General features: G+C 34.9%; 13 protein-coding genes. 4 read left to right on the top strand and 9 right to left on the bottom strand.

The features are described from left to right. Positions 1 to 2: 2 nt before the first annotated feature. The 5 genes from BUL40_RS09935 to BUL40_RS09915 all read right to left on the bottom strand — a co-directional run bounded on the left by BUL40_RS09935 (position 3) and on the right by BUL40_RS09915 (position 7,686). Positions 3 to 3,110 (bottom strand): glycoside hydrolase family 2 TIM barrel-domain containing protein, encoded by a 3,108-nt coding sequence (locus tag BUL40_RS09935; protein ID WP_080319138.1) that lies wholly within the window; start codon positions 3,108 to 3,110, stop codon positions 3 to 5. Between the two features lie 20 nt (positions 3,111 to 3,130). Then, positions 3,131 to 5,278: a family 43 glycosylhydrolase gene (locus BUL40_RS09930; protein ID WP_080319137.1), complete on the bottom strand. Its 2,148-nt coding sequence runs from the start codon at positions 5,276 to 5,278 to the stop codon at positions 3,131 to 3,133. A gap of 306 nt (positions 5,279 to 5,584) precedes the next feature. Continuing rightward, positions 5,585 to 6,493 (bottom strand): sensor histidine kinase, encoded by a 909-nt coding sequence (locus tag BUL40_RS09925; protein ID WP_080319136.1) that lies wholly within the window; start codon positions 6,491 to 6,493, stop codon positions 5,585 to 5,587. A gap of 280 nt (positions 6,494 to 6,773) precedes the next feature. Beyond that, positions 6,774 to 7,214 carry a hemerythrin domain-containing protein gene (locus BUL40_RS09920; protein ID WP_010519409.1) on the bottom strand — a complete coding sequence of 147 codons (441 nt, stop codon included), beginning with the start codon at positions 7,212 to 7,214 and terminating at the stop codon, positions 6,774 to 6,776. 10 nt (positions 7,215 to 7,224) lie between these two features. Further along, on the bottom strand, positions 7,225 to 7,686 hold the full coding sequence (locus BUL40_RS09915; protein WP_080319135.1) for a hypothetical protein: 462 nt from the start codon (positions 7,684 to 7,686) through the stop codon (positions 7,225 to 7,227). A gap of 292 nt (positions 7,687 to 7,978) precedes the next feature. Between BUL40_RS09915 and BUL40_RS09910 the strand changes: the two genes are divergently transcribed. From BUL40_RS09910 to BUL40_RS09900, 3 genes are all read left to right on the top strand, one after another. Next, positions 7,979 to 9,073, top strand: a complete 1,095-nt coding sequence (locus tag BUL40_RS09910) for a DNA topoisomerase IB (RefSeq protein WP_080319134.1) — start codon at positions 7,979 to 7,981, stop codon at positions 9,071 to 9,073. A 176-nt stretch (positions 9,074 to 9,249) separates the two neighbouring features. Continuing rightward, a complete protein-coding gene (locus tag BUL40_RS15900) occupies positions 9,250 to 9,939 on the top strand; it encodes a LuxR C-terminal-related transcriptional regulator (protein WP_317044016.1) in 690 nt (229 codons plus the stop codon). A 680-nt stretch (positions 9,940 to 10,619) separates the two neighbouring features. Beyond that, the gene (locus BUL40_RS09900) at positions 10,620 to 10,997 is read left to right on the top strand and encodes a hypothetical protein (RefSeq protein ID WP_080319133.1); all 378 of its coding nucleotides are present in this window, start codon (positions 10,620 to 10,622) and stop codon (positions 10,995 to 10,997) included. Between the two features lies 1 nt (position 10,998). On the opposite strand, the gene BUL40_RS09895 is transcribed toward BUL40_RS09900, so the two are convergent. Further along, a complete protein-coding gene (locus BUL40_RS09895) occupies positions 10,999 to 11,955 on the bottom strand; it encodes a hypothetical protein (protein ID WP_080319132.1) in 957 nt (318 codons plus the stop codon). A gap of 294 nt (positions 11,956 to 12,249) precedes the next feature. Between BUL40_RS09895 and BUL40_RS15755 the strand changes: the two genes are divergently transcribed. Then, the gene (locus tag BUL40_RS15755; RefSeq protein ID WP_176465470.1) at positions 12,250 to 12,420 is read left to right on the top strand and encodes a hypothetical protein; all 171 of its coding nucleotides are present in this window, start codon (positions 12,250 to 12,252) and stop codon (positions 12,418 to 12,420) included. 1 nt (position 12,421) lies between these two features. On the opposite strand, the gene BUL40_RS09890 is transcribed toward BUL40_RS15755, so the two are convergent. From BUL40_RS09890 to BUL40_RS09875, 3 genes are all read right to left on the bottom strand, one after another. After that, the gene (locus tag BUL40_RS09890) at positions 12,422 to 13,378 is read right to left on the bottom strand and encodes a hypothetical protein (RefSeq protein ID WP_080319131.1); all 957 of its coding nucleotides are present in this window, start codon (positions 13,376 to 13,378) and stop codon (positions 12,422 to 12,424) included. A gap of 464 nt (positions 13,379 to 13,842) precedes the next feature. After that, positions 13,843 to 14,331, bottom strand: coding sequence for a hypothetical protein (locus tag BUL40_RS15645; protein ID WP_141239656.1), 489 nt, complete (start codon positions 14,329 to 14,331; stop codon positions 13,843 to 13,845). A gap of 531 nt (positions 14,332 to 14,862) precedes the next feature. Next, the gene (locus BUL40_RS09875; protein ID WP_080319276.1) at positions 14,863 to 15,282 is read right to left on the bottom strand and encodes a family 43 glycosylhydrolase; all 420 of its coding nucleotides are present in this window, start codon (positions 15,280 to 15,282) and stop codon (positions 14,863 to 14,865) included. Positions 15,283 to 15,369 lie beyond the last annotated feature (87 nt).

Here is a 15,369-nt window from a genome sequence, read left to right as displayed (position 1 = left end):
TCTTAAGGATTTAAACTAAGGGTGAAACTATAGGAATACGTATCATCTAGAAGACGATAGTTATCTAGCGGTAATTGGCCCCAGCTGTTGGTACCTCCTACACCCCGTTGTTTTAAATCTACATGTAAGTATACCTTGTCTTCAAAGTCTAAATCACTAGGGTGCATTTGGTTTTTTGTCTCTCCTGGGTCTAATGCCTCCGTGGCTATATTAAGTGCACTAAAACCTAATGGTTGGTGTCCTAATACGGCTAGTCCGTTACTTGCATCGGTTAAGGTTAACCACCTAACGTCTGTTTTATAACCGGTTTCTTGTGGTCTAACATACGCTGTCCAGAATTGGTCTTTTACTGTACTAGAATATGTTCCAAGAAATGCAGCAGTATTTCTGTCCTGATAGTTTTCGAACGGGCCACGGCCATAGTAGTTTAGATTTTGATACGCCTTGTCCAAAACCATACGCATACCAAAACGTGGTAGTTCAGCTTCAATTTTAGATAAGCCAGAAACAGAAGCATCAATAGTAATAGCTCCATTATGCAAAAGTTGATAGCTTAATTTATATGGGGCGTTGGTATTACCAAGATGGTAGGTGAAATCTATGATTAACCCATCTTTAGAAAGCTTGCCAATTTGGGTATCTACCAATTCTAAATTCTGATGTGCATTTTTCCAGAAGGCCGATTTTTTAGGCATATGGTTGCCAAAATCATTATCTACCGGAGCTCTCCAGAAATATGGTTCAGGAAAAGATACAAAAACAGATTTCCCCGCTTTTGTCTTGTACTGGATCAACTTACCCGTATCTAGGTCTAACTTACCTTCTATATTTTTGGTTTCAAAGGTTAGTACATTCTTCTTCTTTTTAAACTTTAAACCTTTTGTTGCAATAGCATTGCTTTCCAATGAGAAGTAGTCTTTAGTACCTAATTTAAATTGTTCCTTGGCTAAAATAGTTTTTGCAGGTACCAAGGCCGTAGCATATTTGGTTTTAGCATAGACATTCAATAAAACTTCCCCTTCTAAACTAGTTGGTACGTTTAGTTCAAGTTTAGCTTGCGCTCCCGGCTTTGCTTCTAAAGATTGGGTAGCTTTTTCTACGACTTCGCCATTGTTTAAAAACTCCCATTCCAAAACAAAATCACTTAGGTTATGGTAATTATATTGATTGTTGATAGTTAATACATTGCCATCTAAGGTAAAATTGATAAACTGATATACTTTTTTTACTTCTTCCAATGAAGGGTGTGGAACCCGGTCTGCAGATACTAGCCCATTTGCATTAAAGTTTTCATCGTTTTGAAGGTTTTCACCGCCTAAATCACCTCCATACGCCCAAAATTCTTTGCCATTAGCATTGGTGGCGCGTAAACCTTGGTCTACCCAATCCCAAATAAAACCACCTTGCATGTGCGGACTGCTATTGATTACATCCCAGTATTCTTTAAAGTTTCCACTACTGTTGCCCATGGCATGGCTATACTCGCACATGATAAAAGGCCTTGTTACATCTGTACGGGCAGCGTAGCGCTCCATATAGGAGAAGTTTGGGTACATGGGCGCAACTATATCCGTGTTTCTATTTTGTTCGGCTTGTTCAAATTGTACAGGTCTTGTAGGGTCTTTTTCCTTTAACCAATCATAAGCATCGTAAAACACGGGTCCGTTGCCACACTCATTGCCCATAGACCAAACAATTATGGAAGTATGGTTTTTGTTATATTCAAACATACGTTTTATGCGATCTAGGTGTGCAGGAGCCCATTCTTCTAAATAGGCAGGGTGTTTGTCCTTATCAAACTTAGCTTGTGCTTCTGCCCCCATGGCATGGGTTTCTATGTTTGCTTCATCTACAATGTAAAATCCATATTCGTCTGCCAAATCATAAATGTATTGGCCATGCGGATAATGGCTCATTCTAATAGCATTTACATTATGCTTTGCCATTATTTCTAAATCTTTCTTGGTAATTTCTAAATCTGGCACGTGTCCTTTGTCTGGGTGGTGCTCGTGTAGATTAACCCCTTTAACCGTTACTACTTTACCATTAACCAAAAGTTGGGCATTTTTGATTTCAACCTTTCTAAAACCTATTTTTTTGCTCACAGCTGCGGTAACATTCCCTTTTTTATCGGCTAAAGAAATTACATATTCGTAAAGATTAGGTTGTTCGGCGCTCCAGAGCGCTACATTATTTATTGCGTGATTAAACTGTAGTGTGCCGCCACCTTTTTCTACTGTTTTCGTTTCGGTGTATACGGTATTGCCTTTTAAATCATTTAGATAAATGCTTACCGATTGGTTTTTTGCTTTTCCGCCTTCAAATTCTTTTATATCTACCTTGGCACCAAATAAGCCAGTTTTATAATCGGATGAAAGGTCTCCCTTGGCCCAAAAATCCCAAATCGTTGTTTTAGGCATTGCTTGCAGGTATACATCTCTTTCTATACCACTAAGCCGCCAAAAATCTTGATCTTCAAGATATTTGCCATCGTGCCAACGAAAAACCTGTACTGCCAAAAGATTTTCTCCTTCTTGTAAAAATTGGGTAATGTTGAATTCTGCAGGCGTCTTGGAAACCTTTGTCATTCCCACTTCTTGTCCGTTCACATAAATTTTTGCATAACCGGAAATAGAACCAAAATGAAGAATAATTTCTTTGTCTGACCAACTCTTATCTATGGTGAAGTTAGTTCTATAGGAACCTACGGGATTATAGTCACCATCTATATAAGGTGGATTTTTAGGAAAAGGATAGATGATATTGGTGTAGATAGGAATATCATACCCTTCTAGCTCCCAGTTAGAGGGTACTTTTATTTTGCCCCAAGAGCTGGTGTTTAAGTTTGTTTCATAGAAATTTTCTGGTCTTTTATTGGGGTGTTTTACCAAATTGAAATCCCACACACCATTTAAGCTCTTAATAAGAGTGGATTTGTTGGCGTCTTTAGTTTTAGCATTTTCCACATTGCCAAAAAGTGTGAACGCACTACGGCCTTCAATTTTATTTCTATCCAGTATAGTTGGGTCTTCCCACTTATTTTGTTGCGCCATTAAAGGGGCTGTAGTGTACAGGAGGAATATTAGAAATTTAAAAATATGCTTGATCATGATGTGTTTAGTTATAGTTTTCAATTGTGTTTAACCGGTTTTATACCTTCTAAGGTGGGTTTGGTCTTTTTTATGCTACCGTCTGTATTAAATTCTAGTTTGTCTATGCATACTTCTCTATGAAAACCAGCAGGGCTCCCCATTTTAATACCTTTTGGCCTATTAAATCTATGATAAACAATGTACCAATCATCCGTTCCGGGCACATTTATTACAGAATTATGGCCTGTACCATAAATTTCTTTTTCGGTGTCTTTTTCTATGACCAAATTGTTTTCTGGAATTTCTAAGGGGCCCATAGGGGTTTTGGCGGTAGCATATCTAACCCTGTAATTTGGACTTCTGGTATCATCTTCAGACCACATAAAGTAGTAGATTCCGTTTCTGTAGAAAACTTCGGTACCCTCTCTGAATGTTCCGTCTTTTGGTGTAAGGTCTGTAAGGGTTTCCTTTTTTAAAGAAACCATATCTGGATGTAATTCTGCTGCTGCCATAAACCCATTACCATAATAAAAATAGGGTTTTCCGCTTACTGGATCTACAAAAATATCAGGATCAATAACTTGCCCACCTTTTGCTTCTTTTGTTTTATAGTCTACAAAAACTTTACCCAAGTCTTTAAAAGGTCCACTGGGCGCATTTGCTACTGCAACGCCAATATTTTGGGCAGCGGTGTAATAGTAATAATATTTGTAGCCCGTGTCTGTCTTTTTTTCTGCGATACAAGGGGCCCATGCATTTCTGTTGGCCCAAGATACATCTTTGTTAAGGTCTAAAATGGTGCCTTCATCTTCCCAATTGACTAAATCCGTAGAAGAAAAGGTTTTAAAGTAGGTACCAGACCAACCATCAAAACCGTCACTGGTTGGGTATAAATAGAACTTGTTATCTATATTGGAATAAATAATTTCTGGATCGGCATAGAAACCTTCTAATACAGGATTGTTGTCTATTGAAGCTGTAATTGAATAGGTCTCTTTGGTGCCATCCGGTAAAATCAGGTTTGCAATTCCTTCTCCATCTTTTAGGGTAATTGGCTTTTCCATGGCCACGCCAGGAAACGTTTCCAGCTGCAGTTCATTTTCAGTTATGTTACTATTGGGTTTAAGGGGTAGGTATAGTTCTTGCGTACTACCATTAGAGTATACGTTGTTTTTTTTAATACTTTCTGCAGCAGCATCTAAAACAAGTGGTAAATCTTTAGAAGGAAATGCTTTTAGTAATCTTTTGGCTTCATTTTCTGTAATTGTAATTATGGTCCCATGTCTTGGGTGAAAATTCATGGATACCTTATCTGCTCCAAGCGCTTTAAAGTTTTGCAGGTCTCTACTTGCTGCAAATTGATACCTGCCATCCATGTACATATCATACATTAAAATGTAAGTATCAGAATTTATAAGCTTAAATACTCCAGAGCCTTCTACCGCTTTATCGGTTTGATCTTTATAATCTGGAAGTGGTTTATAACCTTCCGTTAGTTTATCTGAAATGGCAACTTTTATACCCTTATCCGCCGCACCTTCGGTTTTATAAAAAAGATGGTATTGTCCGTCTTTAAAGATAATATCACCGTCAATACAAGATTTTTTATCGGGGCTATAATAAAGTTGTTTTGGCTCTGATTCTAAATCAGAAAAGTCTGCATTGGCATAGGCATAATAGATTTTATCATAACTGCCTGGTTCCAACATAGAAAAATAGACCATCAACTTATCCTCTTTTTCATCATAAAACGTCTGTGGCGCCCATGCACGGGTAATTTCAAAGAATGCAGGAAATTTATTTGGTAAATCTATAACATGACTTTCCCAAGAAATTAAGTCATTGGAGCGCATTAAAATGATTTTTGTGTTATTCCACCCATTGTTTGTATAAAGGTCTGTGACAGTCATATAGAAATATCCATCCTTACCTCTTAAAATGTGAGGGTCCCGAACGCCACCCGTATCGCTTATGGATTTTGAAGCTATAATGGGTTCATTATCATTTAATGCGTAATAATTAAAACCATCTCTACTAACTGCGTATCTAATTGCTTCTTCGCCATCTCCATTTCCCGTAAAATAGGTAAAGAGGTAAGCAGTGTGGGGTTCATTTTTAAGGTTGCTTTGGCAAGAAATTAGTAACCCTACTAAAAGGGCTATTGAAAACGCACGTTTTGTAGACATTTAGATTATATTTTAATTGAAATTACTGTTAATTTTATAAATGTAAAAATAACACGTAAAATTATAATAAAAAATTGCCTTTTATTTATGAGTAATACCGGAGAAAACGGTAATTCAGGGAGAAAAAAATCCAATTTAATTAAATGGAATAACGGGGTAAATGGTGGAGAGATGGGCCTAAAACTAGACCTACAAGAAAAAAAATGAATACGGAAAGCAGAAATGCTACAATCTTCGTGTTTTCTATAAATTCTTTTATAGAAAGTTAAAAATGGGATTAATGTTGATTTTTGGTAAGCGTTGTGCTTACTTTCCCCTCGGCATAGAAAAGGTCATAATGGTTCCCATGCCAACCTTACTTTTTATGTCCAATGCACCACCATTTTGTTTTAAATAATAGAAACAAGTTCTAATACCAAAACCACTACCTTTTTCATCTTCCGTTCCATTGGTTGTATGCCAATTGGTACCATCCAATATTTTACTTATTTCGGCATCGGCTATACCTAGGCCGGTATCTTTTATAGCGGTATAGACTTTACCGTTTTTGGTATAGGTGTTAATGTAGATGGAGCCATTAGCAGGTGTAAATTTAATAGCATTATGTAATAAGTTTCTAAAGATAAACTCATAGCTGTTTTTGTCTGCGAATACAATTTCATTGGTACCTTCTTTATAAATTGATATCTTTTTTACCTTAGCTTGTTCATCAAGTAAGTCCACTATTGGAATAATCGTAGCTTCTGTACTAAAGTTAGACTTCTGTAACAGTTCATCTTCGGTCTGTCTTTTGGACCAATCCAGTAAACCATCTAAAAATTCCGTTAGGTTATCTAATTTTCCAGATACCTGACCAAAATAAACTTGGGCGGTTTCCATATCCATATCACCATTTACAAATAGATCTACTAAGGTTTTTAGATTGTTCAATGGTGCCCGCACGTCATGGGATATAAGGGCAAATAACTTTTTGTTTAGCGCGTTCAACTTTTCAAGTTCCTTATTTTGTTTACGATATTTCATTGCAAAATGGTCCATGCTATATGCAATAGGTATGGTAATGCATAAGGAAATCATAGCGGTAGCAAGTACACCATGCCAGAAAACGCTCCAATCTACTAGTATATCTGCAATAGCAAAACCGCAAACAGCTGCTACCACAGCTATAGCCGTAATAAAATAGGGCCGGTGTAATTTTAAATTTTTAGGTATCATAATTTGGGACTTTTAAGGTTTTGAACATGCTAAAACATTGGCAGTTATTTGTAGGTTATGATACAAATGTACCTTAGAAATGTAGGAATAAGATTACTTTTTGGTTAAAGAGAAAGCAGTTTCAGGTGAAATTCATTTTACTATAGATAAATGGAAACCTGTTTTGTAGGATTTTTTTACTAAAAACCTTTTCCAAATATTTATTTTGGACCAAAGCGGAAAGTTTTTAAATAAAAAAAGACCGCCATTTGGCAGCCTTGTAAGTTGTTTTTTCTTTTTATCAGGAAGATCTTTTGTCACTAATAAAAGTTTGGTATTCTTTTGCTAAATCTGTCAATTCTTTTTCTGGCAACACTTTACCAGCTAGTTGAAAAAAACTGTGTTCTTCATCTGCAAGATGATGCGTAACTTTTTCTTGTAAATCCTTAGCGTACTTTAGCCATGCAGAAGAACTATAGTCCGTTTTTTCCAACTTTTCTACCAACTCATCTATCTCATGATGTTCGGCAACCCCATGTCTAGCATGGTCTTGGGTTTTATCTACCTTCATCAATGGTATATAAAAATGTCTTTCTTCACCATCTGCATGTATTGCCAATTCTTTTTTTAACGTGTTAAAGGCATCTCTTCTAGACTTGCTATCGCCAGAGGTATCTACCAAAACTTCTAAAAGTTTACGCTGTACATCATGATCTTTACGTATTGCTTCAAATATTTTCATCTTTTAAGTGTTAAAATGCTTCTTTATCTGTAGTGTCTGTGTGGTTAGCGTTTTTAATGGCATCTGGTGATTTGTCCAAATTGCCGCCATCTGCCTCAAAAAACTTTCCTATGTCATATCTATTAGCAACCACCTTGGCGGTTGTATCATGTATAACAATTGGTTTTTGTAGAACTTCACTATTATTCTGTACTATTTTAAGCCAGTCGTTCTCATCAGAACTTTTAAAATCCTTCATATCATTTGACAATACGTTGGTGCTAAAAATTTTAGAGAACTCAAGGCCTAGCATTTCAGAGATTTCGGCCCAAACGGTATTAGCTATTTTTTCTTCGTCTATGTTAATTGCTCGCATGGCCATATCCGTGCTTTTGGCATACGCCAACAATTTTTTGCCAATATCTGATTGTGCAGAATATATATAGATCAGTTGATTCTTATCTGTTGCTAAAACGCCCATATCTTTCTTCATTCTTATACCCTTATTATTAGATTTAAGTGGTGGTTTACAATCTCAAAATTGCTTAAAAACTTAAAATTCTTTTATCCTAATAACTTTAAAGTTGAACGCATTTAAATAAATAAAAGGTTGATATTTAGATTACTAATTATTTAAAGAGTTACATGTTGCCGTAAATGGGTTAACTATATTTTAATGCGAGGCTTTACTTTGCAGAGTCGATAGTTAAGACACAAAATATATTGTGGTGGTAGGGAAGAAGGTTGTCTCAGGACGACCTTTTTCTTTTTTAATTGCTCTAACAATGAAAGATTTAAATGCATACGTAGCTAAATTTTACAAAGCCCCGGAAGAAGTTTTAGACGCGCACAATTTGGTATATACCACACCAGAAATATTAACAATTACCAGAAAAAAAATAAAAGACACTACGGTTTACCTAAAAGGTGAAACTCCCTATAAAGAAAGACAAACACTTGATAGAATTAAAAAGCTAGTATTACCTCCTGCTTGGAGTCAGGTAAGAATAGCAGAACTTGAAAATGCGCACTTACAGGCCACCGGCAGAGATGCCAAAAAAAGAAAACAATACAGGTATCATGAAAAATGGCTTAAGCTAAGAAAGCAAACCAAGTTCTATAAAATGTTGGCCTTTGCAGAAAAGCTTCCTCAAATAAGAAAACATAGCCAGGAAGATTTAGAAAGAAAAAATTGGAGCAAGGAAAAAGTTTTGGCATTGGTTGTTAGGCTTCTAGAAGAAAGCCATATTAGGGTAGGAAATGCCTGTTACGCTAAACAAAATAAGACCTACGGATTATCTACGTTAAGAAATAGGCATGTGTCAATAGTTAAAGATAAAATCAAATTTAATTTTATTGGCAAGAGGGGAAAAGAGCATAACATAACCATTAAAAATAAAAAGTTGGCCAAATTGGTTAATCAATGCGAGGAAATTCCAGGCTGGGAATTGTTTCAATATTTTGATGAAAATGGGGAGAAACAAAAAATAGACAGCGGTATGGTTAATGCCTATATTCAAAACATAAGCGGGGCAATTTTCTCAGCAAAAGATTTTAGGACATGGGCGGCTAGTTTAATAGTTTTTGATTTTTTAAAACAATTGCCAACAGTACACAGTCAGAAAAAGAAAGAAGAAAATTGGTCACATGCAGTTGCCGCCGCTGCCAAAGAGTTAAACAATACCAAAAATGTGTGTAAGAATTATTACGTGCATCCACTTATAAAAGAAGTGTATTTGAATGATGCTATTCTTACATATTTCAAAATGGTAGATGCCTTTCAAAAACCTACGGATAATGGCTTACAGCCAAATGAAAAGGCGCTTATGGCACTTTTAGAAAAATATAGGCCACAAGAATTACTAGATGAATGTAGTTAAACAATTATTTTATGTTGTTTAACTAATCTTTCTGCTAAATATATAGTATAAAGTCTCAATTTCATTTGAAATTTTATCTTTGCAATCGCTATAAAAAAAATCAGATCATTAAAATACCGTAAACCTTCAATCAAATACAACCGACCGTCATTGCACTAACCATAAAATGATTGAGGATGAAAAAATTGGTTCTTAAGGAAACCAAACAGTTATTTAAATTGACCCAGTTAATTAACGAAGGCGTTTTAGATTTGGACGATCTTGCAGCATTAATTCCTGGGATTTTACATGTTAATTCTACTCATGATCTTAGTTTGGAATATATTTCTAAACAGGGTCAAGACCTGATTAGATACTCCATGGAAGAGTTGTTGGAATTGGGAACAGCGGTTTATGAACGTCATCAAAGTGACTTTACTTTAAAGGTGACTTACCCTAGTTTGGTAGAAAAAATTAGCGATGGGGATACAGATAAGATTATTCCTTTTATTCAAGACTGGAAGCATTCAGAAGACGATAAACCTTTTCATTTATTTACATCTACCAGAATATTGAATGATGATCAATTGATTTCGGTTTCGATATTTCCACAAAATGTTGAAAGTTTTTCAGATAAGATTGATAGTATATTTGGCGTAGATTCTTTGTTTGAGGCATATTTTGAACGTTTTAACAGACTCACTAAAAGAGAAAAAGAAGTGTTTTTTTTATTGGGGAAAGAACTATCTAGAAAAGAGATAGCGGATTTACTTTTCATTTCAGACAAAACTGTTAAAAACCATGCGGAACGGGTATTCCAAAAACTAGGAACTAAAAAACGCACTGATTTGTACAAGTTGGCACAGGTTTTTAGTAGTTTAAAATAGGCCAATTAGCCTATAGCTTACTTATTTCATCTAAATTAGTTTTGCTTATTCGTAGCAGTAAGGGTATTCTTCCTTATACGATATACTAATAGTTGTATTTTTGTCGTTTTTATAACAGTTCTGTTAAACGGAACAGCTTTTATACTTAAACCATTTAGGTGAGGGTTGGTAAATAGTATTTAGAAAGTCTTGGGGGAGACCAACTTTATTCTTTTACCTTCCTTCCCGGGATGGTATTTTCAATCACCTATATGTACTTTACTAAATCTGTATTAGTTATTGGTTAGCCCAAAGACTTGAAATTCTTAAGCTTGGAATTCCTTATTTTGAGCATGTACTTATGCTCCTTCTACTTTTCTTATATTTTTCTGAATTACTCTTAAATCTATTGAAAGTAATCGGTTGTAAGGATATCAGATTTTGGCAGGTATTTTTAAACCTGAGCTTTTTATGAGTAAGTTTTTATAAAAAGAAAAGGGCATGAAATCCATACCCTTTTCATTACAGTGATAGTTTGTGATTAGGAGCTTATATAAAGCATTCACATCTCAAATATAGAAAAAAATCTATACAATAAATTTCTATAGGTTATTTTTTTGGGCCATTATCAACTCAAAAATCATGAAAATTGCTAGTTAAATAGTATATTTAGACTATCTCAATCTTATTTAAACTACATTATGATTAAAACTATTGATCGTTTAATGCAATTTATCGAACACGCAGGATTAAGTGCGCGCCAGTTCGATTTAAGCATTGGCGCTAGTAATGGTTATACGCTTCGCATGAGAAAAAATCATGCATCTATTGGTAGTGATGTTATCGAAAACATTGTAAAAACTTACCCACAGCTTAATTTAATATGGTTAATAACCGGTGAAGGTGAAATGCTTAATCCGGGAATTGAGGCTATACGGGTCAATAAATTACCAAGGGAAAAGGAGCTGGAAATTGAGCGAATTGTAACAGCAAAAATTAAGGAACGGCAAGAAAAGGAACTTAAGGAGCTCTTGATGGAAGTGAATAAGGAAATAAAAAAGCGAAACGAAAAAGAGTAATTTATTTTCTCAATTCGTTTTCCAGTTTTTCTCTTAGTGCTATAAGTTCATCATTATTCAAAGCTTTCTTGTTGTTTACTGATTTTCTATGGTCTTCTATGGCTTGTTGCTTTTTAGAAAACCTATTCTCTACCATTTGTTCTATATTTTTATATTGGTTTTGTAGGAATTTCTTAATTTTTTCTTGGTCATCTGCTACTTTTGCCAAAAGTAGAAGCACTATTAAAAGTGTTAGCAAAAAGGGTCCAGATTGGTACAGTTCTATTTCATCAACGGTATCAGATTCTACAAAAAGGATATTGTATATTTGGTTTCCAATCAGAAGAATTGGTGAAAGAATAGCGTAGCGCCACCACCGTTTCTCCGTTAAAAACCATATGGAATAAATAATTAGTAGGTTGAATTTAAAAACTATCATATTTAAAAATATACCAACATCGTTATAACCATAACTTGAGATAGTAAAAATAACTAAATCAAGTTGGCTTAAATTTTCTGGAACCAGAAAGGTTAATAAGTTTAAAATAGGTAGGGCAATAAGAATTAGATTGAAATAATTTTTACTGTTTAGTGCTAATAGTCCATCTTTAGAGAAATAAAATACCGTAAGAAATACACCTAAAAATTTAACAATTGCTGAATTATAGTCATTGAGATTTAAGAGGAGCTTAATTTCAGAAATTAATATCCAAATAAGAATAATTTTTATCCCTAGACGAATCTTGCCATTACAGTTATAGAGCCAAATTATGAGAGAGATGATAATTTGAATTTCTATTAAATTAGAATATACCCAAACGTTAAAATGTAAAGAATCACCATAGTTAAAAAATAGGGTTGATATTAATCTAGACTCATGATAGATTTGTGAACTATAAACATGTAAATAGGATAAAAATGGCAACAAGAAAATTGCCAAGGCTTTTAGTCCATCTCTAATTACGGGGTTTTTAAGCATTGGTTAAAAATAGAAAATATCTTCAAACCTTCTAGAATATTAACCAATGCCATGGTTTAGCATTTATTAATAGTCCCCATATGGTTTTAAGGTTTTGATGTTTCCTTCAGGATGGTGTTGTATGGACGCCATTTTCACGGACCTAAGGTGTATAACCCCCTTGGATAAGCTAGAGTCATGGTAGAAGAGGTACCACTGTCCGTCCATCTTGCAAATAGAGTGTCGGTTGGTTAGTTTCTACATCTAGCTCAAATTATACTCAAAGTAATATTGTTAATAACAGGTGAAGGTTAAATGCTTAATCCGGAAATTGAGGCTATACCGGGCAATAAATTACCAAGGGAAAAGGAGCTGGAAATTGAGCGAATTGTAACAGCAAAAATTAAGGAACGACAAGAAAAGGAACTTAAGGAGCTCTTAAAAGAAGTGAATAAGGAAATAAAGAAGCGAAACGAAAAAGAGTAATTTATTTTCTCAATTCGTTTTCCAGTTTTTTTCTTAGTGCAATAAGTTCCTCGTTATTCAATGCTTTCTTGTTGTCTACTGATTTTCTATGGTCTTCTATGGTTTGTTGCTTTTTAGAAAACCTATTCTCTACCATATGTTCTATAGTTATATATTGGTTTTGCAAGAATTGCTTAATTTTTTCTTGGTCATCTGCTACTTTTGCCAAAAGTAGAAGCACTATTAAAAGTGTTAGCAAAAAGGGTCCAGATTGGTATAGTTCTATTTCATCAATGGCATCAGATTCTACAAAAAGCATATTATATATTTGATTTCCCAATAAAAGAATGGGTGAAATAATAGCATAGCGCCACCATCGTTTTTCTGTTAAAAACCATATGGAATAAATAATTAGTAGATTGAATTTAAAAACTATCGTGTTTAAAAACATACTAACCTCGGAATAACCATAACTGGGGATAGTGAAAATAACTAAATCAAGTTGACCCAAGTTTTTTGGTACCAAAAGAGTTAACAAATTAAAAATAGGTTGGGCAATAAGAATTAGATTGGAATTGTTTTTACTGTTTAGTGCTAATAATCCATCTTTAGAAAAATAAATGATTGCGAGGAATATGCCTGTAAACTTAATGATTATATAACTGGATTTACTTAGAATAGAAACTAATGCAATTTCAGAGATTAGTATCCAAATTAGAATAGTTTTTATCCCTAGATGAATCTTGCCGTTACAGTTATAGAGCCAAATTATAAGAGAGATGATAATTTGAAATCGTATTAAGCTAAGATACATCCAAGCGTTAAAAAAGTCAAAATCACCAAAAAAGGAAAACAAGAAGGGGCTTATATTAGACTCATGATAGATTTTTGAACTATAAACATGTAAATAGGATAAAAAAGGCAACAAGAATATTGCCATGGCTTTTAGTCCATCTCTAAGTACGGGGTTTTTTGGCATTGGTTAAAAATAGAAAATATCTTCAAACCTTGTAAAATATTAACCAATGCCACGGTTTAGCATTTATTTATAGTCCCCATAGGGTTTTAAGGTTTTGATGTTTCCTTCAGGATCGTGTTGTATGGGAGCCATTTTCACGGACCTAAGGTGTGTAACCCCCTTGGATAAGCTAGCGTCATGGTAGAATAGGTACCACTGACCGTCCACCTGGCAAATAGAGTGTCGGTTGGTTAGTTTCTACATCTAGCTCAGATAATACTCAAAGTAATATTGTTAATAACAGGTGAAGGTTAAATGCTTAATCCGGAAATTGAAGCTATACGGGTCAATAAATTGCCAAGGGAAAAGCGCTTGAAATTGAGCGAATTGTAACAGCAAAAATTAAGGAACGGCAAGAAAAGGAACTTAGGAAGCTTTTGGATGAAGTAGTTCAGAAAATACAAAGCACAACGATAAAGAACAATTTATTTTCTTAATTCGTTTTCCAGTTTTTCTCTTAGTTCAATAAGTTCCTCGTTATTCAATGTTTTCTTATTGTTTACTGATTTTTTATGGTCTTCTATGGTTTGTTGTCTTTTAGAAAACCTATTCTCTACCATATGTTCTATAGTTCTATAATGGTTTTGCAAGAATTGCTTAATTTTTTCTTGGTCCTCTGCTACTTTTGCCAAAAGCAGAAGCACTATTAAAAGTGTTAGCAAAAAGGGACCAGATTGGTATGGTTCTATTTCATCAATAGCTTTTGATTTGGTAAAAAGAATGTTATACACTTGGTTTCCAAGTAAAAGAATTGGCGAAAGTATGGCGTAGCGCCACCACCGTTTTTCTGTTAAAAACCATATGGAATAAATAATAAATAGGTTGGATTTAAAAACTATCGTGTTTAAAAATATACCAACATCGGCATAACCAAAATTGGGAATAATTAATATGAGTAAATCAAGTTGAATCAAATTTTCTGGAACAAAAATGGTCGATAAGTTCAAAAATGGTTGTGCGAGAAGAAGTAGGTTGAAATAGTTTTTACTGTTTAGTGCTAATAGTCCATCTTTAGAAAAATATATTACAGTAAGGGTCAAGCCTAAAAATTTAATAATTACAGAATTAAAATAATTGAGATTTAAAAGGAGTCCAACTTCAGATATTAGCAGCCAAATAAGAATAGTTTTTATCCCTAGACGAATCTTACCATTACAGTTATAGAGCCAAATTATAAGAGAGATGATAATTTGAACTTGTATTAAATTATAATATACCCAAAAGTCAAAATGTAAAGAATCACCATAGTTAAGAAATAGGGTTGATATTAAATTAGACTCATGATAGATTTTTGAACTATAAACATGTAAATAGGATAAAAAAGGCAACAAGAATATTGCCATGGCTTTTAGTCCATCTCTAAGTACGGGGTTTTTAGGCATTGGTTAAAAATAGAAAATATCTTCAAACCTTGTAAAATATTAACCAATGCCACGGTTTAGTATTTATTTATAGTCCCCATAGGGTTTTAAGGTTTTGATGTTTCCTTCAGGGTCGTGTTGTATGGGCGCCATTTTCACGGACCTAAGGTGTGTAACCCCCTTGGATAAGCTAGAGTCATGGTAGAATAGGTACCACTGTCCGTCCACCTGGCAAATGGAATGGTGGCTCGTCCAACCCACCACGGGTTCCAGTATACGTCCGGCGTAGGTAAACGGCCCGTAAGGGCTGTCCCCAATGGCATAGCAAATGTAATGGGTGTCCCCGGTACTATAAGAGAAGTAGTACCGTCCGTTATGCTTGTGCAGCCACGCCGCCTCAAAAAAGCGTCTTTGGTTGTCCCCGGCCAAAAGGAGTTTGCCGTTTTGGTCTAGGATCTGTACGGGCCTTGGTTTTTCGTCGAACTCCAACAGGTCTTCCCGCATCTTGGCCACGAAGGGCAGAAGGGCCGGTTCATGGTCTTGTGGCAAGTGTGCCGTAGGGCTTTCGGGACTGGAGGCATCAAAGGAGCC

This window comes from Croceivirga radicis (assembly GCF_002072105.2).
GTDB lineage: Bacteria > Bacteroidota > Bacteroidia > Flavobacteriales > Flavobacteriaceae > Croceivirga > Croceivirga radicis.
The sequence above is the reverse complement of the archived record's forward strand: the minus strand, read 5'-3'. Positions and strand labels throughout refer to the sequence as shown.